23 protein-coding genes, 1 pseudogene and 1 riboswitch are annotated in these 22353 nt (G+C 73.6%); of the genes and pseudogenes, 11 read left to right on the top strand and 13 right to left on the bottom strand.

Going from position 1 to position 22353, the window contains the following annotated elements; translation table 11 throughout:
• Nucleotides 1-775: 775 nt before the first annotated feature.
• The gene (locus RAN62_RS05845; RefSeq protein WP_305783423.1) at nucleotides 776-1309 is read left to right on the top strand and encodes a 2'-5' RNA ligase family protein; all 534 of its coding nucleotides are present in this window, start codon (nucleotides 776-778) and stop codon (nucleotides 1307-1309) included.
• Nucleotides 1310-1438: 129 nt separating this feature from the next.
• On the opposite strand, the gene RAN62_RS05840 is transcribed toward RAN62_RS05845, so the two are convergent.
• Nucleotides 1439-1846 (bottom strand): Clp protease N-terminal domain-containing protein, encoded by a 408-nt coding sequence (locus RAN62_RS05840; protein WP_305783422.1) that lies wholly within the window; start codon nucleotides 1844-1846, stop codon nucleotides 1439-1441.
• A gap of 70 nt (nucleotides 1847-1916) precedes the next feature.
• Nucleotides 1917-3848 carry a S53 family peptidase gene (locus RAN62_RS05835; RefSeq protein WP_305783421.1) on the bottom strand — a complete coding sequence of 644 codons (1932 nt, stop codon included), beginning with the start codon at nucleotides 3846-3848 and terminating at the stop codon, nucleotides 1917-1919.
• A gap of 117 nt (nucleotides 3849-3965) precedes the next feature.
• On the opposite strand from RAN62_RS05835, the gene RAN62_RS05830 reads away from it, so the two are divergent.
• The 4 genes from RAN62_RS05830 to ftsH all read left to right on the top strand — a co-directional run bounded on the left by RAN62_RS05830 (nucleotide 3966) and on the right by ftsH (nucleotide 9300).
• On the top strand, nucleotides 3966-4835 hold the full coding sequence (locus RAN62_RS05830; protein WP_305783420.1) for an alpha/beta fold hydrolase: 870 nt from the start codon (nucleotides 3966-3968) through the stop codon (nucleotides 4833-4835).
• Between the two features lie 72 nt (nucleotides 4836-4907).
• A complete protein-coding gene (locus RAN62_RS05825) occupies nucleotides 4908-6350 on the top strand; it encodes a serine/threonine-protein kinase (protein ID WP_305783419.1) in 1443 nt (480 codons plus the stop codon).
• Between the two features lie 112 nt (nucleotides 6351-6462).
• On the top strand, nucleotides 6463-7254 hold the full coding sequence (locus RAN62_RS05820; RefSeq protein WP_305783418.1) for a cyclase family protein: 792 nt from the start codon (nucleotides 6463-6465) through the stop codon (nucleotides 7252-7254).
• Between the two features lie 60 nt (nucleotides 7255-7314).
• Nucleotides 7315-9300 (top strand): ATP-dependent zinc metalloprotease FtsH, encoded by a 1986-nt coding sequence (gene ftsH / locus RAN62_RS05815; protein WP_305783417.1) that lies wholly within the window; start codon nucleotides 7315-7317, stop codon nucleotides 9298-9300.
• Between the two features lie 84 nt (nucleotides 9301-9384).
• Here the strand turns inward: ftsH and RAN62_RS05810 are convergent, their stop codons facing one another.
• Together RAN62_RS05810 and RAN62_RS05805 are read right to left on the bottom strand one after the other, a co-directional pair.
• Nucleotides 9385-9804: a MarR family winged helix-turn-helix transcriptional regulator gene (locus tag RAN62_RS05810; RefSeq protein ID WP_305783416.1), complete on the bottom strand. Its 420-nt coding sequence runs from the start codon at nucleotides 9802-9804 to the stop codon at nucleotides 9385-9387.
• Nucleotides 9805-9842: 38 nt separating this feature from the next.
• The gene (locus tag RAN62_RS05805) at nucleotides 9843-10823 is read right to left on the bottom strand and encodes an alcohol dehydrogenase catalytic domain-containing protein (protein WP_305783415.1); all 981 of its coding nucleotides are present in this window, start codon (nucleotides 10821-10823) and stop codon (nucleotides 9843-9845) included.
• 93 nt (nucleotides 10824-10916) lie between these two features.
• Between RAN62_RS05805 and RAN62_RS05800 the strand changes: the two genes are divergently transcribed.
• Entirely contained in the window at nucleotides 10917-11249 is a 333-nt protein-coding gene (locus RAN62_RS05800) for an STAS domain-containing protein (protein ID WP_305783414.1), read from the top strand.
• Nucleotides 11250-11262: 13 nt separating this feature from the next.
• Here RAN62_RS05800 and RAN62_RS05795 read toward each other — a convergent pair whose 3' ends face one another.
• Nucleotides 11263-12114 carry a LysR family transcriptional regulator gene (locus RAN62_RS05795; RefSeq protein WP_305783413.1) on the bottom strand — a complete coding sequence of 284 codons (852 nt, stop codon included), beginning with the start codon at nucleotides 12112-12114 and terminating at the stop codon, nucleotides 11263-11265.
• Nucleotides 12115-12186: 72 nt separating this feature from the next.
• On the opposite strand from RAN62_RS05795, the gene RAN62_RS05790 reads away from it, so the two are divergent.
• The gene (locus RAN62_RS05790; protein ID WP_369077142.1) at nucleotides 12187-13050 is read left to right on the top strand and encodes an SDR family oxidoreductase; all 864 of its coding nucleotides are present in this window, start codon (nucleotides 12187-12189) and stop codon (nucleotides 13048-13050) included.
• A gap of 5 nt (nucleotides 13051-13055) precedes the next feature.
• Here the strand turns inward: RAN62_RS05790 and RAN62_RS05785 are convergent, their stop codons facing one another.
• From RAN62_RS05785 to RAN62_RS05765, 6 genes and pseudogenes are all read right to left on the bottom strand, one after another.
• Nucleotides 13056-13667, bottom strand: a complete 612-nt coding sequence (locus RAN62_RS05785) for a cation efflux transmembrane domain-containing protein (protein ID WP_305783411.1) — start codon at nucleotides 13665-13667, stop codon at nucleotides 13056-13058.
• A complete protein-coding gene (locus tag RAN62_RS05780) occupies nucleotides 13664-14086 on the bottom strand; it encodes a MerR family transcriptional regulator (RefSeq protein WP_305783410.1) in 423 nt (140 codons plus the stop codon). The genes RAN62_RS05785 and RAN62_RS05780 overlap by 4 nt, the downstream gene beginning before the upstream one ends.
• 83 nt (nucleotides 14087-14169) lie before the next feature.
• On the bottom strand, nucleotides 14170-14394 hold the full coding sequence (locus RAN62_RS05775) for a PspC domain-containing protein (RefSeq protein ID WP_305783409.1): 225 nt from the start codon (nucleotides 14392-14394) through the stop codon (nucleotides 14170-14172).
• A gap of 97 nt (nucleotides 14395-14491) precedes the next feature.
• On the bottom strand, nucleotides 14492-14860 hold the full coding sequence (locus tag RAN62_RS05770) for a WCX domain-containing protein (RefSeq protein ID WP_498371875.1): 369 nt from the start codon (nucleotides 14858-14860) through the stop codon (nucleotides 14492-14494).
• Nucleotides 14855-14947, bottom strand: a pseudogene (locus RAN62_RS41485) (WYL domain-containing protein); the annotation flags it as partial. The pseudogene RAN62_RS41485 and the gene RAN62_RS05770, both read right to left, overlap by 6 nt.
• A gap of 206 nt (nucleotides 14948-15153) precedes the next feature.
• Nucleotides 15154-15501, bottom strand: coding sequence for a UBP-type zinc finger domain-containing protein (locus RAN62_RS05765; RefSeq protein WP_305783407.1), 348 nt, complete (start codon nucleotides 15499-15501; stop codon nucleotides 15154-15156).
• Between the two features lie 101 nt (nucleotides 15502-15602).
• Here RAN62_RS05765 and RAN62_RS05760 point away from each other — a divergent pair, with 101 nt between their 5' ends.
• Nucleotides 15603-16991 (top strand): S8 family serine peptidase, encoded by a 1389-nt coding sequence (locus RAN62_RS05760; protein ID WP_305783406.1) that lies wholly within the window; start codon nucleotides 15603-15605, stop codon nucleotides 16989-16991.
• Here the strand turns inward: RAN62_RS05760 and RAN62_RS05755 are convergent.
• Nucleotides 16978-18180 (bottom strand): aminotransferase class V-fold PLP-dependent enzyme, encoded by a 1203-nt coding sequence (locus RAN62_RS05755; RefSeq protein WP_438874474.1) that lies wholly within the window; start codon nucleotides 18178-18180, stop codon nucleotides 16978-16980. The genes RAN62_RS05760 and RAN62_RS05755 overlap by 14 nt on opposite strands.
• A gap of 54 nt (nucleotides 18181-18234) precedes the next feature.
• Nucleotides 18235-18350: riboswitch (SAM riboswitch) on the bottom strand.
• 23 nt (nucleotides 18351-18373) lie between these two features.
• Complete coding sequence (locus RAN62_RS05750; RefSeq protein WP_305783404.1) at nucleotides 18374-19666, bottom strand: M20/M25/M40 family metallo-hydrolase; 1293 nt, start codon at nucleotides 19664-19666, stop codon at nucleotides 18374-18376.
• A 135-nt stretch (nucleotides 19667-19801) separates the two neighbouring features.
• On the opposite strand from RAN62_RS05750, the gene RAN62_RS05745 reads away from it, so the two are divergent.
• Genes RAN62_RS05745 through RAN62_RS05735 form a run of 3 tightly spaced genes read left to right on the top strand, consistent with a single transcriptional unit; the run spans nucleotide 19802 to nucleotide 22276 of the window.
• Nucleotides 19802-20770: a methionine ABC transporter ATP-binding protein gene (locus RAN62_RS05745; RefSeq protein WP_305783403.1), complete on the top strand. Its 969-nt coding sequence runs from the start codon at nucleotides 19802-19804 to the stop codon at nucleotides 20768-20770.
• Complete coding sequence (locus RAN62_RS05740) at nucleotides 20767-21423, top strand: methionine ABC transporter permease (protein WP_305783402.1); 657 nt, start codon at nucleotides 20767-20769, stop codon at nucleotides 21421-21423. Before RAN62_RS05745 ends, RAN62_RS05740 begins: the two co-directional genes overlap by 4 nt.
• A 22-nt stretch (nucleotides 21424-21445) precedes the next feature.
• A complete protein-coding gene (locus RAN62_RS05735; RefSeq protein ID WP_305783401.1) occupies nucleotides 21446-22276 on the top strand; it encodes a MetQ/NlpA family ABC transporter substrate-binding protein in 831 nt (276 codons plus the stop codon).
• Nucleotides 22277-22353: the final 77 nt, after the last annotated feature.

The raw sequence follows: 22353 nt of genomic DNA, 5'->3' as shown, positions 1-22353 counted from the left end.
CGATGTGGCCGTCCGCTTCGGAATCGAAGTGACCGGCGCAACCGGCTGTGGCGCCGCAGCGGCCCGTGCGGCAGGGTGCGGCGCGGGAGTGGGCCGTGCGGCGGGTTGCGGTGTGGGAGCGGGCCGTGCGGCGGGTTGCGGCGGGGGAGCGGCTCGTGCGGCAGGTCGCGGCGCGGGAGCGGGCCGTGCGGCGGGTTGCGGTGCGGGAGCAGGCCGGGGCTGGGGGCGCACCGGCTCAGCGGGAAGAACTCCGCCAAGCCCACCCGCGCCGGGCGCCCAGAAGCCCTCCCGGCGAGCCCGCAGCGCAGCCAGCCGCCGGGTGTGCATCCGGAACTTGCCCCAGTCGCGCCGCACCTGGTGCTCGCGCCGGAACTGCTCACGCTCCGGGCACCAGCGCCGCGACCGGGTGCGATCACGCATCCCGGCCACCTGCGCCCGGCTGAACAACCCCAGCTGTCCCATGCCGAAAATTGTCCTCCCGCCCACCCCGCCATGTCGCATCGAAAAGACGATCCGGCACAGAAGTAACCACGGTCACTAAATGCGCCCGAAATGGTTGACGAATGCAATTGGGCGGCACAAACAACACGCGTCGCATTGGCACGGTCGGCTGATGTCCACCGGTGTCGGGTGGAGTCGCGGCTCGGAAGTGCTGCGCCTGCGCGGAGGCGGAGGCCCGGCGGCGGCGAAATAACGGATCGCGGAACGGGCCGGGCGGACGGATCATGGTGGCCGGTGGGGGCCGGTGCGCGGTTCCGGACGAGGGGGAGGGCTCATGCCGTACGCGATCGAGTTGTTTCTGGATGACGAGGCCGAGCGGCGGGTGCGGGAGATCTGGGCGGCGCTCGATGCGGCGGGGATTCAGTCGCTGGGCGGGATTCCGGGGACGGACTATCACCCGCATGTGAGCTTCTCGGTCTATGCGGACGGCGATCCGGAGGCGGTGGCCGACGCGCTGGCCCCGGTGCTCGGGTCGGTGGCGGGGCTGCCGTTGCCGCTGGCGCCGCTCGGGTTCTTTCTGACCGACGAGGCGGTGGCTTTCCTCGGGGTGGTTCCGTCGGAGCGGCTCCTCGGGCTGCACCGGGCGGCCGACCGGGTACTGGAGCCGCTGGTGCGGGGCATCGGGGACTACTACCGGGCCGATGTGTTGCTGCCGCACTGCACGCTGGCCGTGGGGGTGGCCGATCGGGAGCGGGTGGCCCGCGTCGTGGAGGGGTTCGGGCTGCCGATCGCGGCGCGGGCGGAGCGGGCGTACGTGGTGGAGATTCCCGGCGGGCAGAACAGGGTGGGCGTTGCGGCGCTGCAGTGAAGTATGGCGATGTCTTTGGTGAGCCGGCGGCGGATGCTCCAGGCCGGTGCCGCCGTGGCGGTGGTGCCCATGGTCGGCCTGCTCCGTCTCACGGCGACCGCTCCCGGGCCGCGTCGGTCGCCGTGCCGGTCACTGCCCCCGGCGGCCGGTGAGTGCGGCCTCGACGGCTTCGTGAGTGAGGCCGGCGAGCGGGCCGCCGCGGAGGACGCCGAGCAGGAGGTGGACGGTGCCGATGCTGCCGGCGCCCCGTTGCTGGGCGGCTGCTCCGGCGTCGGTGATCGCCTGGCGGAGGGCCGGGGTGAAGGGGATGTGGGACGGCGGGCGGGCCTCGTGGCGTACGAGATCAGGGGTCCGGGCCCCCAGCGAAGCCGCCACCCGCGCCGCCAGGCCGCTGCGCACCCGCAGCAGCGTGGTCATGAGATGGTCGCGGTCGACGACCGGGCTGTTGCGGGACTCGGCGGCCGCGCGGGCCAGGACGAGCGCGCGCTGGGCGGCGGGGGAGAGGTGGGCGAGCGGGGCCTCGATGGGCACGGTCATGACGGCCTCCTGCCTCGCACGGTAGCGAGCCGCGCCCGGCCCCGGAAGGCCGGACGCGGCGCGAGCGGCCTCAGCGGAGGGACAGGAACTTCGGGCCGGGCGTGCCGACGCCGGTCTCGGCGTCCCAGCCGGGGGTGGTGTGGATGGTGGTGGTCTGGACGTCGACCTGCTGCAGGATGTACGTGCGCCCCTCGGACGCGTCGACGGAGTTCACATAGTTGGCCCGCGCCTGGTAGACCGGCTTGCGCGGCGCCTTCACGTCGCTGAGCGCCGGGGTGCCCAGGGCCCGGTAGTAGAGCGGGTTGACGAAGCCCAGGGCGTGGTGCGCCTTCTGGTTCGCGATCGCCTGCACGCCGGCCAGCAGCGGGGAGGCGAGGCTGGTGCCGCCGATGCGGTACTCGTCGTAGTAGGTGCCGTCGGGGAAGTGCTGGGTCTGGCCGACGCGGAAGCCGGTGTTCGGGTCGCCGGGCATGGCGATGTCCGGGGTGGCGCGGGCCGGTGCGGCGCTGAAGTACGTGGCCACGGACGCGGGCACCTTGCCCTTCTGGTACCAGGGCTGCGCGAAGAGGACGCTCGTGCCGCCGCCTCCGCCGGAGCTGTACGCCGACGGGCCCCACGCCCCGTTCGTCAGCGTCTGGTACGCGCTCTGCCAGCCGTACTCCCAGGTGCGTTTGCCCTGCGCGTTGATGCCGACGCTCGTGCCGCCGACGCTGGTCACGTAGGGCAGGTCGGACGGGAAGCTGACCGATTTCGACGCGAGGTCGGTGCCGCCGGCGGTCTGGTCGCCGCTGTCACCGCTGGAGAAGTCGACCGTGATGCCGGTCAGGGCGGCCTCGAGCGAGAACTGCTCGTAGAAGCGGACGGCCTCCGCGCCGAGCAGCTCGACGTCGTCGGTGCCGCTGCCCCACGAGTTGGTGATGATGTCCGCCACGTGGTTGTCGATCGTCTCGGCCCACGCCTCGTCGAGTCCGGTGACGCAGTCGCTGCCGCCGACGTAGACGATGTTCGCGCCGGGCGCCATGCCGTGCACGGCCTCGATGTCGAGCGTCTCCTCGCCGTACCAGCCGGCGGCGTCGCACTCCTCGACGTAGCCGTATCCGTCGGCGGCGGGCGTGATCTGGCGGAACTGGCCGCGCTTGAGGGCGGGCAGGCCGTGGTCCCGGCTGTAGCGCTGGACGTCGTTCACGATCGTCGGCGAGGCGTACGCGTCGGTGACGGCCACGGTCACCCCGCGGCCGTCGTGCCCCTGCTTGACCGCGCTGCTGATCCCGTACGCGGACTGGTATTGCCTGGGGGTGTAACCGCAGGTCACGTAGGGTGCTTTGCGGCCGTCGGGCGCCTTGGGGAGAGTGGTGGCGATCTTCTGACCGTAGGAGGCGGAGCAGGGCGTCGCCGCGCGGAAGCCGTCCCCGGGCGGGGGCAGCGTGGCGCCGGGCTCCTTGAGCGCCGAGCCCTGGTCGATGCCGACGATGCCGGAGATGACCGCCGGCGCGTCCGCGGGCAGTGACAGGTCGGTGCTGTTCGCGTGCACGGTCTTTCCCTGGTACGTGTAATCGCGCACCGTCGTCCCGAACGTCTTGTCCACCTGTGCCGTCGTGCCGCTCGCCTCGACGTAGAGTCCGCCGGCCACGGTGCCGCGCAGGCGCAGGCCCTGTCCTTCCAGCCAGGACGTGACCGCGCGCACGTCCGAGGCCGCCGGGGCGTGACGGGCGCGGAACTGCTCGCCGGTCAGCCACTTGCCGTAGCTCGCACTGTCCGGGTCGGACAGCCGCGCCAGGGTGGACTGCGCCCCGGCCTCGTCGCGCATCGTGAGCAGCAGACCGAAACTGATCGTCTCCGCGGCCTTGGGGGCACCGGCGTCCCGGGCCGCGCCCAGCCAGCGGGGCTTGCTGCCGCTCAGCGTGTGCCGCCCGTGCCCGTCGGCGGCGAAGGCCGGCAGGGGAGTGGCCGCCCCCAGCACCACAGTGCTCACGGCGAGCGCCGCGATCACCCGTTTTCTCATGGTCCGTGTCTCCCGTCGCCAAGTTGGCTGTACCAGGCAGCCAACTCCTGTCGATGGGTCGCGGTCAAGACCTGGCAGACTTCCCATCGACAGTGCTGCGTGAGGGAAGGGGACGGCGTGCCCGTCGCGACAACCAACGGCATCGAGCTGGCGTACGAGACCTCGGGCGACCGGGACGGGCGGCCGCTGCTGCTCATCATGGGCCTGGGCGCCCAGCTGATCGACTGGCCCGAGGGCTTCCGGGCCGAGCTCGGGGCGCGCGGCTTCCACGTGATCGCCTTCGACAACCGGGACGCCGGGCTGTCCACGTCGCTCGACTCCGCACCGCTGCCCGACCTGCGCGCGATCATGGCGGGCGACGCGGCGACGGCGCCGTACCGGATCGCGGACCTGGCCGCCGACGCCGCCGGGCTGATCAAGGAGCTGGGCCTCGACCGGGTGCACGTCGCCGGGGCCTCGCTCGGCGGCATGATCGCCCAGCAGCTCACGATCGACTTCCCGGAGCGGGTCGCCAGCCTCTGCTCGATCATGTCGATGACCGGCGACCGCACCGTCGGCCGCCCGACCCCGGAGGCCGCGGCGGTCCTCGGCCGCCCGCCCGTCGGCAGCCGCGAGGAGGCCATCGCCGCGAGCATCGCCGGGTCGCAGGTGATCGGCTCGCCCGGCTACCCGGTGGACGAGGAGGAACGGCTGCGGCGGGCCACGGCCAAGTACGACCGGTCCTACCGGCCGCTGGGCACCCTCCGCCAGTACGCCGCCATCCTCGCCTCACCCGACCGCACCCCGGCCCTCGGGGCGATCACCGCGCCGACCCTGGTCATTCACGGCGCCGACGACCCGCTCATCGGCGTGGACGGCGGCCGGGCCACGGCGGCCGCGATCCCGGGCGCCGAGCTGCTCGTCGTGCCGGGCATGGGTCACGACCTGCCCCGCGAGCTGTGGCCCGAGCTGGCCGACGCCATCGCCGCCAACGCCGCCCGGGCCTGATCGCCCGGACGTCGCGGCGCCGGAAGATCCTGAGCGCCGGGCGGTGGCGGGGACCCGGTAGCGTCGCGGGTCATGACGAGCTTGCCGCTGCGCCCCGGCGACCCCGACCGGCTGGGCGGCTACGAGCTGCTCGGGCGGCTCGGCGAGGGCGGCATGGGCGTCGTCTATCTGGGCCGGGGCGCCGACGAGCGGCCGGTCGCGATCAAGGTGGTGCGCAGCGAGTACGCCGCCGAGCCCGAGTTCCGCGGCCGGTTCCGCAGCGAGGTGCGCCGGGCGCAGCAAGTGCCGCCCTTCTCCACCGCCGAGGTGCTCGGCGCGGATCCCGACCACGACCCGCCGTACCTGGTCGTCGAGTACGTCGAGGGGCCCAGCCTCGCCGCCGTGATCCGCGAGCGGGGGCCGTTGCGGGGCGCGGCGCTGCACGGGGTGGCCGTCGGCATCGCCACGGCGCTCACCGCGATCCACGGCGCCGGGGTCATCCACCGCGATCTCAAGCCGTCCAACGTGCTCGTGGCACCCGGCGGCGTGAAGGTCATCGACTTTGGCATCGCGCGGCCGCTGGAGGCCACGAGCGCCCATACGCGTACGGATCAGATGGTCGGCACGGTCGCGTACATGGCGCCTGAACGCTTCGACCCGGCGCACGTCGCGACCGTGAGTTTCCCGGCCGACATTTTCGCGTGGGGCGCTGTGGTCGCCTATGCGGCCACCGGCCGGACGCCGTTCGCGGCCGAGTCCCCGCCCGCGACGGCCATGCGGATCCTGACGCAGCCGCCGGACCTGAGCGGGCTCGACGGGCCGTTGCGGGCGCTGGTCGAGCGGGCCCTGGCCAAGGAACCGGCGGAGCGGCCGACCGCGCGGGAGGTGCTCGACGCGCTGCTGGCGGTCGAGCGCGCCCCGGCCGCCATTGTTCCCGCGCCCCGGAGAAGCCGCCGCTGGGCCATCGCCGCCGCGGTGCTGCTGCTCGGGCTCGCGGCCGGGGGCGGCATCATCGCGCTGAGCTACGCTTCGTCGTCCTCCTCCGGGAATGAGGCGCCGCCGGTGGCCGCCACCCGGCCGACCACGCAGGAGGACATGCTCAACGGCGACCGGAGGATCCTGCTGCACATGGCGGACATCGACCGCGACCTCGAGCTGCCCACGGGTGAGCGCGCCAAGCCCGGCGGCGGCACCACGCCCGAGTCGGTCTTCACACTCGTGCCCAGCGGCGTCGACCACCTGATCCGGTCGGGGGTGGCGGACTACCGGGGCGAGCCGCGGTGCCTCGGCGTCCGGCTCGATCCGCAGGGCTCGTCGAGCCTGGTGGAGACCGGCTGCAATGTCACGAAGGCCACGCTCTTCAGCCTCAGCCGCAACGAGCATCTCGACGAGCGGGGGCGGCCGACCTACGCGATCGTCAACGAGGCGTACGGCATCGTGCAGTGGAACGAGCGCGACCGTGAGGTCTACGTCGAGCAGGCCGGCGACGGGCCGAACGACATCGCCTTCAGCCTGGTCGACCGCGGCGCCGCCTGACCGGGGTGCTTGCGCCCGGCGCTCGGGTGTGGTGACCTCCGACAAAGGTCACCTGCAGCGAGGGGGCACGTCGATGTGTACCGAGCAGTGTCTGCGACAGGAACCGGCCCGGTTGTCCCGGCGAGCGGCGCTGGCCGGGCTGGCCGCGGCGGCGTACCCGGTGTGGGGCAGCGAGCCGGCACAGGCCGCGCCGGCCGCGACCGCCCTGACCGGCAGCCGACGTGGGCTGCGGGATCTCACGTACCCGGTGGCACCCGCGTTCCCGGCGTTCGCCGCCGGGGAGGAAGCGCGGCGGCGCACGTACACCACGATCGAGGACGACGGGTACTACATGCAGGAGTGGGTGCTGATCGAGCACACCGGCACCCACGTCGACGCGCCCGGGCACTTCACGCCCGGCGGGCGGCTGTCGACCCAGCTGCGGCTCGACGAGCTGATCACGCCGGCCGTGGTGGTGGACATCGCCGGCAAGGCGGCCCACGACCCGGACGCCGAGGTCACCGTGGGCGATCTCAAGGACCACGAGCGCCGGTACGGCCGGATCCCGCGCGACGCGGCCGTGCTCATGCACTCGGGGTGGGGCACCCGGTCCGGTTCCCCCGCCGCCTACCGGGGCACCGACGCCGCCGGGGTGCTGCACTTCCCCGGGTTCGGCGCGGACGCGTGCGAGTGGCTGCTCGAGAAGCGCCGCATCCGCAGCCTGGGCGTGGACACGCTGAGCATCGACCCGGGCCGGTCCGAGGACTTCCCGGTGCACCTGACCCTCACCGGCGCCGACCGTTACGGGCTGGAGAACCTGGCCAACCTCGGCACCCTGCCCCGGCGCGGGGCGACCGTGGTGGTGGGGCTCCTGCCGTTCGACCGCGGCTCGGGCGGGCAGGCCCGGGTCTTCGCGGTGTGGTGACAGAGTCTCGCTCGTCACGTTGGCGGCGCCGGGCCCCCGGCCGGGAGTAGCTTTCCCGGCATGACGAACAACGGGCCCGCGCGGCCGCCGTGGAAAGTGGAGGGTCACCCGGGCGGCTCCGGGCCGACGCCGCCCCGGCGGCCCACGTGGGTGCGCTTCGCCGTGCTCATGCTGGCCCTGCTGGCGGTCAACTGGATCGTCTCGTCGTTCATCCTGCGGCCGCCCGAGCGCACCTCGGTGTCCTACACGTTCTTCCTGAGCCAGGTCGACGGCAACAACATCAAGGACGTCACCTCGACCGCCGACACCATCGAGGGCACGTTCCGCGAGCAGACGCCCTATCAGCCCGAGGGCGAGGACAAGGCCGAGCAGGTCGAGCGGTTCACCACGCAGCGCCCGTCGTTCGCCGCGGACAACCTCTTCGCCAAGCTGCAGGCCAACGGCGTCCAGGTCAACGCCAACCTGCCCGACGCGCCCGCCCCGGTGTGGCAGCAGCTGCTCGTCGGCTTCGGCCCGACGCTGCTGCTCGTCGGCCTGCTGATCTGGTTCCTGCGGCGCAGCGCCGGGGCGGCGGGCGGCGGGATCGGCGGCTTCGGCCGGTCGCGGGCCAAGCTCTATCAGCCCGAGGAGGGCACGCGGACCACGTTCGCGGACGTGGCGGGCATCGAGGAGGTGGAGCAGGAGGTCACCGAGATCGTCGACTTCCTGCGCGAGCCGGAGCGCTACCGCAAGCTCGGCGCCCAGATCCCGCACGGCGTCCTGCTGTCCGGCCCGCCCGGCACCGGCAAGACGCTGCTCGCCCGGGCCGTCGCCGGGGAGGCCAAGGTGCCGTTCTTCTCGATGTCGGCCTCCGAGTTCATCGAGATGATCGTGGGTGTCGGCGCCAGCCGGGTCCGCGACCTGTTCGACCAGGCCAAGAAGGTCGCCCCGGCGATCATCTTCATCGACGAGCTGGACGCCATCGGGCGCGCCCGCGGCGGCGCGCAGTCGCTGGGCGGCAACGACGAGCGCGAGCAGACGCTCAACCAGATCCTCACCGAGATGGACGGCTTCACCGGCAGCGAGGGCGTCGTCGTGCTCGCCGCCACCAACCGCCCCGAGATCCTCGACCAGGCCCTGCTGCGCCCGGGCCGCTTCGACCGGCGGGTCACGGTCAGCCCGCCCGACCTGGCCGGCCGGCGCAAGATCCTCGAGGTGCACACCCGGGGCGTGCCGCTCGACGCCGGCGCCGACCTGGGCAGCCTGGCCGCCGCCACCCCGGGCATGGTCGGCGCCGACCTCAAGAACCTCGTCAACGAGGCCGCGCTGCTGGCCGCCCGGCGCAAACACGAGCGGGTGGCCCCGGCCGACTTCAGCGACGCCCTGGAGAAGATCGTCCTCGGCACGGTCCGCGGCATCATGCTCACCCCCGAGGAGCGCCGCCGCACCGCCTACCACGAGTCCGGTCATGCCCTGCTCGGCATGCTCACGCCCGGCGCCGACCCGGTCCGCAAGATCTCGATCATCCCGCGCGGCCAGGCCCTCGGCGTCACCTTCCAGAGCCCCGCCACCGACCGCTACGGCTACTCGGCCGACTATCTGCGCGGCCGCATCATCGGGGCCCTCGGCGGCCGGGCGGCGGAGGAGGTCGTCTTCGGCGACATGACCACCGGCGCCGAGAGCGACCTCGACCAGGTCAGCAGCATCGCCCGCCAGATGGTCGGCCGCTGGGGCATGTCCGCCGCGATCGGGCCGGTGACCGTGCTGCCCCCGCCCGGCAGCGAGTCCCCGCTCGGCCTCGACGGCGTCGCCCCGGCGACCAAGGAGCTCGTCGACGCGGAGGTCCGCTCGATCGTCGAGGAGTGCTACGCCTCGGCCCTGCGCCTGCTCCGCGACCACCGCGACCAGCTGTCCGCCCTGGCCGAGAAGCTCCTGGAGGCCGAAACCCTCGACGAGGACGACGCGTACGCCGCCGCCGGTCTGCCCCGCGCCGCCGCCCCGGGCGCCGTGGCCCGCGGCGAGATCCCCGGCACCGAACCGGCGGCCGGCCTGCCCACGCCGCGCTAGGTGCCGGCCTGCCTGCGCCGCGCCGGCCTGCCTGCGCCGCGCCGGCCTGCCTGCGCCGCGCCGCGCCGGACCGCCTGCGCCGCGCTAGGCGCCGGCGAGGGCCTTGTCGAGGAGGGCGTGCAGCTGCTTCTGCTCGCTCTCGTCGAGCCCGGCCAGCGGCGAGTGCCGGGCGACGAGCTCGATCAGCTGCTCGCGGACCCGCCGGCCGTCCGGCGTCAGGACCAGCGTGCGGACCCGGCCGTCGCCGGGGTGCGGCCGGCGCTCGGCGAGCCCGCGCTCCTCGAGCTTCGCGCTGAGCAGGGTGACATTGGACGGATCACAGTGCAGCAGGCCCGCGATCTTGCGCAGGGGCAGCGGATCGGTGTCCGGGCGCAGCAGCCAGACCAGGTTGGCCAGGGACTCGGTGAGGCCGAGCCGCTCGAGCCCGGCCCGCATCCGCTCGGTCACCTGCCCCGACAGCGTCATCACCTGCCCGAGCAGGGCCACCGCGATCTCGTCCGCCACCACCCGACAATAGCCCGGTGGCCCCGGCGCGCCCCGGGTCAGGGGATCAGGACCAGCTTGCCCCGGACTTCCCGGCCTTCGAGCCGCCGGTGCGCCTCCGGCGCCTCGGTCAGCGGGAGCGTCGTCACCTCGGGCGCGATCTTCCCCTCGGCCAGCAGGTCGAGCAGCGCCGCGATGTCCGCCCGGAACCGCTCCGGGTCCTTGTCCACCGCCGTCAGCACGGTGTGGACGGCCAGCCGGGGGCCGGGCGTCAGCTTGGCGCGGGCGACGGCCGCGAGCGTGCGGGTCATGGCGCCTGCCCTCGAGTGCCCGGCGCCGGTCGCGAAGCTGAAGCCGTAGGAGACGACCATGCCGTCACGCGCCGTCGCCCGCCGGGACACCGCCAGGGAGGGGCCGCCGACGGGGTCGAAGGTCGCCGCCACCGGTGCGGGGACCGCTCCGGCGCCCGGCACCCACGTCGCTCCGAGCGATGCCACCCGCTCGCGGCGCGCCGGGCTCGACGTGCCGTAGACCTCGACCCCGGCCGCGCGGGCGATCTGGGTCAGGGCCGAGCCCACGCCCCCGGCGGCCCCGAGCACGAGCACCGGCTGCCCGGGGCGAGGCCGGGCGACGTGATGGAACATCTGCCACGCGGTCAGGTAGTTGAGCAGCAGGGCGTCGAGGACGGCGGCGTCCGGCCCCTCCGGCATCGGGACGACCCGGGCGGCGGGCGCGAGCACATGCGTGGCGTAACCGCCCGTCCCGATCAGGGCACCGACCCGGTCTCCCACGGCGAACCCCGTCACTTGCGGGCCCCGCGCGAGCACGTGACCGACCACGTCGAACCCGAGCACGCCGGGCAGCCGGCCGGGGTTCAGCCCGCGGCGGGTGGTGACGTCGTGGAAGGCGACGCCGGCGGCCTCGGCCCGGATCAGCACCTGACCCGGGCCGGGCGCCGGCACCGGAGCCGTCTCGGTCACGAGCACCTCGGGTCCACCGGGGGACGTGAGGCGGACCCGGGTCGCTGTCGCATCGATCATGCTTGAGACAATACATGAGTTAATCAAGGATCTTCGGCCCGCGTCCCCCTCGCGTGGCGCGACGGCGGGGAAGATCGCGGCTATCCTCGTCAGATGTCTGGTACAACCGCCGTCGCCTACGAGCCGGTCACCACGGACGGCCTGCTGCTCGCCTCCCTCTCCGGCGAGCTCGACCTCGACAGCGCCGACGAGGTGCGGGACAGCCTCGCCGCCGCCGCCCAGGGCGCCGGCTGCCGCTATCTGCACGTCGACGTCAGCGACCTGGGCTTCATCGACTCCTATGCCCTCGGCGCCCTGGTCAGCGCGCGCAACACGGCCGCGGCCGCCGGGGTCACGCTGACCCTGACCAACCCGTCGCAGCCGGTCCGCAAGGCGATCCACGTGACCGGCCTCGCCGACGTCTTCGGGTTGCCCAAGGAGCCCTGACCGGCCGCGGGCGTCACCGGGCCGGCAGCCTCGCGACGAACGAGCCCACCACGGGCGAGGCGTCGGCCTCGCGCCAGGCGACGGTCAGCCGGGAGGGGGAGATGCCCTCGACAGCGCGGGCGACGAGGCCGGGCAGGGTGGTGCCCGGCGGGGCCGCCGAGGCCGGGTAGTACGCCACGGCCCGCCCCAGGCGCACCACGGTGAGGATCTCGGCCGGGGTGCTCACCACGGGCCCGCGGCGCCGGGCGTGACCGTCGACGGCGGCGCCGGTCCAGTGGGCGTCCTCCGCGCCGGTCATGGTCCCCCAGACGGGGATCGGGTCGTCGCGCAGCTCGTCGAGGGCGATGACCTCACGCTGGGCCAGGCGGTGGTGGCTCGGCAGGACGACGGTGCGCGGCTCGGTCAGCAGCAGGCGCTGCGCGATGCCGGACTCGGGTCCGTGGTCGCGGAGCAGAGCCACGTTGTGGTCGGCCGCGCGTAATCCGGCGGGCTGGTTCCGGGTGTCGTCGGTGACGAACTCGACGGTCCGGTCGAAGTCGCAGAGACCGGCGGCCAGGGCGATGTCGCAGACGTGGACGCTGACGACGAGGCGGGGCCGGCCCGCGGCCTGCGCGTCGCGGACGGCGGCGTGTGCGCGTCGTTCGAGGTCATGGGCCGATGCCAGGAGGCTGAGCCCGGCCGCGGTCAGCTCGAGCGAGCGCGGCCGGCGCAGGAGCAGGTCGGCGCCGACGGTGCGTTCGAGGGACCGGACGGCCCGGGACAACGCCGGCTGCGTGATCATGAGTCGTGCGGCGGCCCGGGTGAAGCTGCCTTCCTCGGCAACCGTGGCGAAGTAGCGCAGGAGCCGCAGGTCGAGTTCGGACACCGGAACTTCCTATGCGTCGAGGTCATGGCGCCATGATCAACGGGCCTTGGACGCCGCCCCGGCGAGGGGTCCATGCTGGAAAGGCACGAGGACCATCGATCTGACAAGGATGTCATGACCTCCACCGTTCTCATAACAGGGTGTTCGTCCGGATTCGGACGCCGCGCCGTGACCAGGTTCTTGTCCGAGCGCTGGAACGTGGTCGCGACGCTGCGTGACCCCGCCCGCTGGTCCGGCGAACGCTCCGAGCGGCTGCAGCTGTGCGCCGCCGACGTGCGGGACGAGAACTCGGTCGCCGCGGCCGTCGCCACGGCGACCGAGCGGTTCGGCCGGCTCGACGTCGTCGTCAACAACGCGGGCATCGGATTGTTCTCGGTCTTCGAGACCACACCCATGGCGGCGATCGAGGAGGTCTTCGACACCAACGTGTACGGGCCCATGCGCGTCATCCGCGCGGCGTTGCCCGTCTTCACCCGCCAGGGCGGGGGCCGGATCGTCAACGTGTCCTCGGGCACCGCGACCGTGCCCATGCCGTTCCAGGCGGTCTACAGCGCCAGCAAGGGTGCCCTCTACAACCTCTCCGAGGCGCTCACCCACGAGCTGGCCGCCCGCAACGTCGGCGTCACGGTGGTGGAGCCCGGATTCGTACCCGGGACCGAGTTCTTCGCCACCACCTACGCCCGCTTCGAGAGCCTGCCGACGCCGGAGGCGTACCAGCCGCTCGTCCAGGCGACCCTGGGCTCCTACAGCACCACGCCGCCTCCCGGCTACCGCGCCACCGAGGAGGAGGTGGCCGCGGCCGTCTTCGACGCCGCCACCGACCGCACCGGCCGCCTGCGCCGGCGCGTCGGCCGCGACTCCGAGAACCTCGGCCGCGCCCGCGGACAGGACGACACCGGCTACGAGGCGTGGCGCCGGGAGTTCTTCACCGGATAGCCCGGTCAGCGGCAGGCGCACGCGTCGCCGCGCCAGGCCTCGCGGCCCTCGCGGACGGCGACGGCGGCGATGACGAGGGCGGCGAGCGGGTCGGCCCAGGTCCAGCCGGCCAGGCTGTTGAGAGCCAGACCCACGAGCAAGACCGCCGACAGGTACGTGCACAGAAGCGTCTGCTTCGCGTCGGCGACCGCGGTGCGGGAGCCCAGCTCGCGGCCGGCGCGGCGTTGCAGGCCGGACAGGACGGGCATGACGGCGAGCGACACCGCGGCGAGCGTCAGGCCCACCGGGGAGTGGCCGGGCTCGGCGCCGGTGAGCAGAGCGCGGGTGGACTCGACGGTCACATAGGCCGCGAGCGCGAAGAACGACAGCGCGATGACGCGGAGCGCGGTTCGTTCGCGGGCCTCGGGGTCCGGGCCGCTGAACTGCCAGGCGACCGCGGCGGCCGACGAGACCTCGATGACCGAGTCGAGGCCGAAGCCGATCAGCGCGGGGGAGCCGGCGACCGACCCGGCGGCCAGCGCGACGACGGCCTCGACGACGTTGTAGGCGATGGTGGCCGCCACGAGCAGCCGGACGCGCCGGGTCAGCACCGCGCGGCGGGTCTCCGCGACGGTCATCGGCAGCAGACCCGCCCGTCGGGCGTGGGAGCGGATTCGGTGAACGGGATCGGGCACGCGGAATGGCCGGTGCCCGCCACCAGGTCGTCGCAGCCCGCCGCCACGGCCGCGCGCAGGGTCGCGGCGATGACCTCCAGGTCGGCGATCGTGGTCTCGACCTCGGTGAGCTTGGCGCGGGCGCGGCCGGCCATGCCGTCGCGGTGCGTCTCGAGCAGGTCGGCGATCTCGTCGAGCGTGAAGCCGAGCCGCTGCGCCGCCTTGATCACCCGGAGCACGGTGACCGCCGACTCCGGGTAGAGCCGGTGCCCGCCCAGCGTCCGCGCCGGCTCGGCCAGCAGCCCCCGGCGCTCGTAGTAGCGCACGGTCTGCGGGTTCACGCCCGCCCGCGCGGCGACCTGGCCGCTTCGTAGGCTCGTCATGCCTCGACGGTAAGCCCGTACCCCGGTATCGGATGCAAGGGTGAGCCCCCGGCGGAGGGCCGGGGGCTCGACGATCGACGGCGTCAGAAGGCCGGGCGCTCGGCCGGCATCAGGAACCACAGCAGCGGGTAGACGAGCAGCTGGCTGCCCGGGATCACCAGCAGGACGAGGACGAACAGCGCCCGGAAGAGCCAGGGGTCGATGCCGAAGCGGCGCGCCAGCCCGGCGCAGACGCCGGCCAGGACGCGGCCCTGGCGGGGGCGGGTGAGGCCCTGGCGGGTCATCGAGTCGGAGAACGTGGTGGCCATGGTCGGTGCCCTTCGCCGGAGTGCCGTGCTGACCGTTCAAGAGTGGCTCGGCGGGACCCCGGCGGGCATCAGGTGTCGCCCGGAAAGGACCCCTAAGTCAAGGGTTCCGGCGGGCGGCGTTCTCCATGAGGCGCCGTCCCCGATCGTGCACCACGTCGCGGAGGGCCGGCGGCTGCTCGATGACGAAAGGACGATCCAGGGCGGCCAGGGCGCCGGCGACCCACTCGAGGCGTTCGGCGCGCAGGAAGATGCGCAGCCAGGCCCCGCCTTCACCGGCGTCGGGGACCGGTGTCATCGAGGCCAGGGTGTCCGGTATCCGGGTCTGCACGTACGCCAGGTCCGCGTCGACGATCACGGACACCTCATGTCGCCCCGGTGCTGCGGAAAGGGCGCCGACGACCTGCGCGACAGGATCGCTTCCGGCCGGTGCGGCGAAGGTGACCGGCCGCACGTGCAAGCCGGTCATCCGCTCCAGGCGGAACGTTCGTGGCGCTTGCCGGTCGACGTCGAAACCGGTCAGGTAGAGCGCGCCGCGATGCGCCACCACGCCGTGGGGCTGTACCTGCGTTCATCAGCGTCGACACCCCTCGCGGGGGCGCCAATCACAGCGCCGTCGTGGAGTTCCTCGCCGGCGACACCGAAGCCGTGTATCAACGGCTCGCCACCGAGTTCGGGGACGACCTCGACGTCGTGCAGCCGCCCACCACGAAGCCAAGGGGTCGAAGGCGGACGCCCGCCTTCGACCCCGGGACGCGCCGCCTAGTGGAGCTTGGTCTTCCAGTCGGCGGGGACGGAGCCGGCGGGGCCGGGCACGGTCTGGTCGAGCGGGCGGTGCGTGGGCGGCGCCAGCTCCGGGCCGGAGCCCGACTCCTGCGTGGCGAAGTCCCAGTACCAGTCCTCGCCGGGCTCGAAGGACTGGATCACCGGGTGGCCGGTGGCCTTCCAGTGGGCGGTGGCGTGCTGGGCGGGCGAGGTGTCGCAGCAGCCGATGTGCCCGCACTGCGCGCAGCGCCGCAGGTGGAACCACCAGCCGCCGAGCTCCAGGCACTCGGCGCAGCCCGGGCCCGACGGCGGCACCTCGGTCCGGACGGTCGATTCATCTGTCATGCCGCCCAGTCTTACCCGACTTGCTCTCCGGCGACCTCTCAGGGAGGCGCGGTGTGACGCCGATGGTTCCCCTGCGAACACATTGCCGGGGGAGGGGTCGCATGGTGAGCAAGTGGTGGCTGGTGCCGCTGGTGGCGGCCTCGGGGCTGTGGGGCGCTCCCGCCTGCGCGGCGGACGGCGCCGCGGTCACCACTGTCGCGCGCGTCGTGGACCAGGCCGGGCGGCCGACGTTCGTCGAGGTCAGCGCGCGTACGGCGGCCGAGGAGCGCCGCCTCGCGGACAGCCTGCCGGGCAGTGTCGGCCACGTCGTCGAGACGACCGCCACGGTGGCCGCGACGCCGGATGACCCGGATCGCTCGTACCAATGGTCGCTGGACCGCCTCCGCGCCGACAGCCTGCCCTCGGTCGACCTGACCGGGCAGCTGATCGCGATCGTCGACACCGGCGTGGACGCGGCGCACGAGGACTTCGCGCCCGGGCAGGTGCGCTGCGACCTGGGCCGGGACTTCGTGAGCGGCGGGAACGGCTGCACCGACCCCGAGGGCCACGGCACGCACGTCGCCGGGATCGCCGCGGCCGCCACGAACAACGGCAAGGGTGTGGCGAGCATCGCGTCGGGGCTGCCGATCCTGCCCGTACGCGTGATGGACGCCCGGGGCACCGGCACGTCGACCGCCATCGCCAACGGCATCGTCTACGCCGCCGACCACGGCGCCACGGTGATCAATGTGTCGGCCGCCGGGGCGTACAACGCGGTCTACGACCAGGCCGTCGCCTACGCCACCGCCAAGAACGTCGTCGTGGTGGCCGCCGTGGGCAACAACGGCGACCAGAGCAACCAGGCGCTGTGGCCGGCTTCCTCGCCGGGCACGATCGCGGTGGCCGCCACCGAGCCCGACGGCGGCCTGGCGCCCTACTCCAACACCAGCGGCGTCGCCGACATCGCGGCCCCGGGCAGTGACATCCTCGGCCTCGACGCGCTCACCGGCGGGTACGTCGCCAAGTCCGGCACCTCGATGGCCGCGCCCGTGGTCTCCGCGTCCGTGGCGCTCTACCGGGCGTCGCACGCGGGCGCCACGGTCGTGCAGACCCGGCAGGCGCTCGCCGCGACGGCCGACGACGCGGGCGACCCGGGCGTGGACGCCGCCTTCGGGGCGGGCGTCGTGGACCCGTACGCGCTGGTGTCGGACGAGGTCCCGACCGTGACCCTCTCGACCCTCGCCGTGGCCAGGCGGGCCTCGATCACCGTGCGGGTGGCCGGGTTCAAGCCGGGCACCACCGTCACGGTGCTCGAGACCTACCGCTACGCGCGCCGGAACGTCTTCATCAGCAAGACGGTGGCGCTCGGCCGGGCCAAGGTCAGCCGGGCCGGGGCCGGGATCCGCCTGGTCCGCCCGGTGCAGTCGGCCGCCTCCGGCAAGCTGACCGTGCGGGGGACCGCCGCCGACGGCACCGAGGTCCGCGTGACCAGCACCATCAAGGTCGGGTGAGCTCGCCCAGGGCGGTGACCAGCCGGTCCACGTCCTCGTCGCGGGTGCCGAGCCCGAAGCTGATCCGCAGCAGGCCGGTGGACACGTCGTCGCACGTCGCGCTGGCGGCGCTGCCGCTCAGGTGCCGGGTCAGCGGGTGCGCGCAGAACTGGCCGGCGCGCACGCCGATCGCGTAGCGCTCGTCCAGGGCCGCCGCGATCGCACCCGGGTCGCGGCCGGGCACGGCCAGCGAGACGATGCCCACCCGCGGGCTGTCCGGGCCGAACGTGCTGACCTCGGTCACGCCCGGCACGGCCGCGAGCCCGGCGCGCAGGCGGGCGAGGAGCTCCTGCTCGCGGTCGTGCAGGGCGGCGCGGTCGGCGTGCAGCAGGGCGTGGCAGGCCGCGCCGAGGGCGACCGCGCCGGGCAGGTTGGGGGTGCCGCCCTCGTGCCGGGCCGGGCCGGTGGTCCAGACGACCTCGCCCGCGGTGTCGCCGACCGCCGCGCTCGCGCCGCCGCCCGCCAGGTAGGGCTCGGCCGCGTCGAGCCAGTCGCCGCGCCCGGCCAGGACGCCCGCCCCGAAGGGCGCGTACAGCTTGTGCCCGGAGAAGGCGATGTAGTCGGCGCCGAGGTCGTCGAGGGCGATCGGCGCGTGCGGGGCGAGCTGGGCGGCGTCGACGACGAAGCGGGCGCCGTGCGCGTGCGCCACCGCGGCCAGCTCCCGCAGCGGCCACACCTCACCGGTCACGTTGCTCGCGCCGGTCACGGTCAGGACGGCGGGGCCGTCGATCGACCGGAGAGCGGCTTCGGCGGCGGCCACGGGGTCGCCGGTCACGGGCAGGCGCAGTTGCTGGGGCCAGGGGAGCAGGTTGGCGTGGTGCTCGCCGGCGAAGACGACGGTCGTGGTGCCCTCGGGCAGCGCGCGGGCCAGCAGATTGAGGGCGTCGGTGGTGTTGCGGGTGAAGACGACGTGGTCGCCGGGGCGGGCGCCGACGAACTCGGCGACCCGGGCCCGGGCCTGCTCGTAGGCGGCGGTCGAGGCGGTCGAGCGGGCTCCGGTGCCGCGGTGGACGCTGCCCGAGAGCGGCAGGACGGCCGCCACCGCGTCGGCGGCGGCGCGACAACAGGGCGCCGACGCCGCGTAGTCCAGATGCGCGAAGCGGACGACTTCACCGTCCGGCAGCTCGGCCTTGAGATCGTCGCCGACGATGGTGAGAGCTGAGGTCACAGTCTTCTCCCGGGGGTAGGGGACCCCACCCGTGGAGGTCCGCGCTTGCCCGCACCGGGTCCGGCACGAGCCTGGTCCTCACCCGGGGCACCCCATCGCGGAGGAAGGGTTGCCGGCCAGCAAGCCGGGGCTACGCGCTGGCACTCATGACCGGGATCGACGGTAGCAGAACCCGTCAGGCCGTGCGCAAGAGGCGATCGAGCACACGTGTCCCGAATCGCAGGGCGGAGACCGGCACCCGCTCGTCGACCCCGTGGAACAGCGCGGTGAAGTCCAGCTCGGGTGGCAGTCGCAGCGGCGCGAAGCCGAAGTGCCGGATCCCGAGCCGCGCGAACGCCTTGGCGTCGGTCCCGGCCGCCAGCATGTACGGCAGCAGCCGCGCGCCCGGATCCTCGGCGTCCACGGCGGCGCCGATCGCCGCGACGAGGTCCCCGTCGAACGTGGTCGCCACGGCGGGCAGGCTGTCCCACTCGACCTCGATCCCGGGGCCGAGCACGCGGCCCAGCTCGGCGCGGAACTCCTCGTCGCGCCCGGGCAGCGTCCGCCCGTCGAGCTCGGCCCGGGCGACCGACGGCACCACGTTCGACTTCGTGCCCGCCGAGACGATGGTCGCGGTCGCGGTGTCGCGCAGCGTCGGCTCGATCAGCCGCCGCAGGTGCCCGAGGTGCTCCAGCGCCGCCTCGGGATCGCGCTCGTCGAAGGGAACTCCGGACAGGGTCAGGAACGAGCGCACCGGATCGGTCAGCACGACCGGGAAGCGGTGCCGGTCCAGCCGGTCGAGCGCCCGGGCCAGCGTCGCGATCGGATTGTCGGTGTGCAGCAGGGAGCCGTGCCCGCTCGTGCCGCGGGCGGCCAGCCGCAGCCACATCGACCCCTTCTCGGCCGTCTCCACCAGGTACGCCCGGGGCCCGTCGCCGAGCTGCACGGAGAACCCGCCGACCTCGCTGATCGCCTCGGTCGCGCCCGCGAACAGGCCGGGGCGGTGCGTGACGAGCCACTGGGCGCCGACGACCCCGCCGGCTTCCTCGTCGGCCAGGAAAGCGAAGATCAGATCCCTTCCCGGTACGACGCCCGCGCGCTTGAAGTGCCGCGCGACGGCCAGGGTCATGGCGAGCATGCCCTTCATGTCGACGGCGCCGCGTCCCCACACGAAGCCGTCGCGGACCTCCCCGCCGAACGGGTGGACCGTCCACTCGGCGGGGTCGGCGGGCACGACGTCGAGGTGGCCGTGGATGAGCAGCGCGCCCCGGGACGGGTCGGCGCCGGGCAGCCGCGCGATCACGTTGCCCCGGCCCGGGGCGCCGGACTCGACGTACTCCGGGTCGTAGCCGGCCTCGGACAGCCGGGCCGCCACCCACTCCGCGGCGGCGCGCTCGGGCCCCGGACCCCCGTACGTGCCGGGGTTGGTGGTGTCGATGGTGATCAGTTCGCTCGTCAGCGCGACCACTTCGTCCTCGGGATGCTCCATCGCCGACGTGTAGCAGACGGTGTCGCCGGTGGAGCCGCCGCGTGACGGTGATTACATCTGCGCGCGGTGGGCATGACCGGCGGGTTACGGTCTCGGGCACGCAATGCCTACCTAGTTAATAGGATTTTAACAATTGTGATACGGATCGAGGGACTTCGTAAGACGTACCGCGCGCGGCGGCGGGAGGTCGTCGCCGTCGACGGGGTGGACCTGCGGGTGCGGCCCGGCGAGATCTTCGGCGTGCTCGGGCGCAGCGGCGCCGGCAAGAGCACCCTGCTGCGCTGCGTCAACCTGCTCGAGCGCCCCGACGCGGGCACCGTCGAGGTGGACGGGGTCGAGCTGACCGGCCTCGGCGAGCGCCGGCTGCGCGAGCAGCGCCGGCGGCTGGGCATGGTGCACCAGCACTTCGCCCTGCTCGCCTCGCGGACGGCGGCCGGCAACGTCGCGTACGCCCTCGAGGTGGCCGGCGTGCCCCGGGCCGAGCGCGCCCGGCGGGTCGCCGAGCTGCTGGAGCTGGTCGGGCTGGCGGACCGCGCGGGGGCGTACCCGGCGCAGTTGTCCGGCGGGCAGAAGCAGCGCGTCGGCATCGCCCGCGCGCTCGCCGCGGACCCCAAGGTGCTGCTCTCCGACGAGGCCACCTCGGCGCTCGACCCGGAGACCACCCGCTCGGTCCTCGACCTGCTGCTCGACCTCAACCGCCGGCTCGGCCTGACCATCCTGCTCATCACGCACGAGATGGAGGTCGTCAAGCGGATCTGCCACTCGGCGGCCGTGATGCGCGACGGCCGGTTCGTCGAGTCCGGGCCGGTGACCGAGCTGCTGGCCCGGCCGGAGTCCGAGCTGGCCCGCGGCCTCTTCCCGCCCTCGCAGGCGCCGGTGCGCGACGGCGAGGAAGTGCTCGACGTGCTGGTCAGCGGCGAGGCGGCCGACGCGCCACTGCTGTCGGCGCTGGCCCGTGAACTCGGCATCGACGTGCGCCTGATCGACGGCGGCGTGGAGACCCTGGCCACCGGTCGCGCCGGGCGGCTGCGGCTCGCGGTCTCCGGCAAGCGCGCCGAGGCCGCCGACTTCCTGCGCGCCCGGGGTGCGGGGGTGGCGGCATGACGTTCGGGGAACTCACCGAGCTGCTCTGGGAAGGGCTCAAGGAGACCCTCTGGATGGTCGGCGTCGCCACGCTGGTCACCGTGGTCGGCGGGCTGCTGATCGGCGTGCTGCTCGTGCTCACCGACCGCGGCGGGCTGCTGCCGGCCCGGCCGGTCAACGCGCTGCTCGGCCTGATCGTCAACGTCGGCCGGTCGCTGCCGTTCATCATCCTGCTGGTCGCGGTCATCCCGTTCACCCGCGCGCTGGTCGGCACGACCATCGGCACCACCGCCGCGATCGTGCCGCTGGCCATCGGGGCCATCCCGTTCTACGCCCGGCTGGTCGAGACCGCGCTGCGGGAGGTGCCCGCCGACGTGGTGGCCGCCGCCGTGGCCATGGGCTCGTCCCGGGCCCAGATCGTCGGCAAGGTCCTGCTGCGCGAGGCCCGCTCGGGGCTCGTCGCCGGCCTGACCGTCACCGTGATCGCGCTCGTCGGCTACTCCGCCATGGCCGGCGTGGTCGGCGGCGGCGGGCTCGGCGACCTGGCCATCCGCTACGGCTACCAGCGCTTCGAGACCGAGGTCATGATCGCCACGGTCGTCGTGCTGGTCGTCCTCGTCCAACTCGTCCAGATGCTCGGCGACGTCCTCGTCCGCCGGCTTTCCCACCGGTAATCCGTCCAGAAAGGCACCTCTCATGCGCCGCCGCTCCTCATTCGCCGCCATCGTCGCCGCCGCCGGGCTCGTGCTCGGGCTCACCGCCGGCTGCGGGGGCGACTCCGGCTCGGGCTCCTCCTCCGCGAGCGACACCCTCAAGGTCGGCGTGAGCCCCGTGCCGCACGGCGAGATCCTCAAGTACGTCGCCGACAACCTCGCGGCGAAGGAGGGCCTGAAGCTGGACATCGTCGAGTTCAACGACTACATCCAGCCCAACGTGGCCCTGCAGGAGAAGCAGCTCGACGCGAACTACTTCCAGCACATCCCGTACCTGGAGGAGGAAGTCGCGTCCAAGGGCTACAAGTTCACGCCGCTCAAGCCGGTCCACATCGAGCCGCTCGGCCTCTACTCCAAGAAGGTCAAGAGCCTCGCCGAGGTGCCCGACGGCGGCACGATCGCGGTGCCCAACGACCCGTCCAACTCGGGCCGCGCGCTCAACCTGCTCGCCAAGAACGGGCTCATCACGCTCAAGGAGGGCGTGGGCGTCAAGGCCACCGAGAAGGACATCACGGGCAACCCGAAGAACCTCAAGTTCTCCGCCCTCGAGGCCGCCCAGCTGCCGCGCAGCCTCGAGGACACGGCGGCGTCGGTGATCAACGGCAACTACGCGATCGAGACCGGGCTCAGCCCCGCGAAGGACGCGCTGGCGCTGGAGGACGGCAAGGACAACCCGTACGCCAACCTGGTCGTCGTCCGCACCGGCGACGAGAACGACCCGCGGGTCACGAAGCTGGAGACGCTCCTGCACTCGCCCGAGGTCAAGAAGTTCATCGAGGACAAGTACCAGGGATCCGTCCTCGCCGCGTTCTGACCGGAGAAGTTGACCCGCTCGGGCGAATTACCGGACGAAACGGTCGAAAAGTTCGTCCAAATCGCCGGAAAGCCGCG

The organism is Symbioplanes lichenis (assembly GCF_030709675.1).
In the GTDB taxonomy this organism is placed as follows: domain Bacteria; phylum Actinomycetota; class Actinomycetes; order Mycobacteriales; family Micromonosporaceae; genus Actinoplanes; species Actinoplanes lichenis.
Note: the sequence above shows the minus strand (reverse complement) of the source record. Positions and strands in the feature narration are given on the sequence as shown.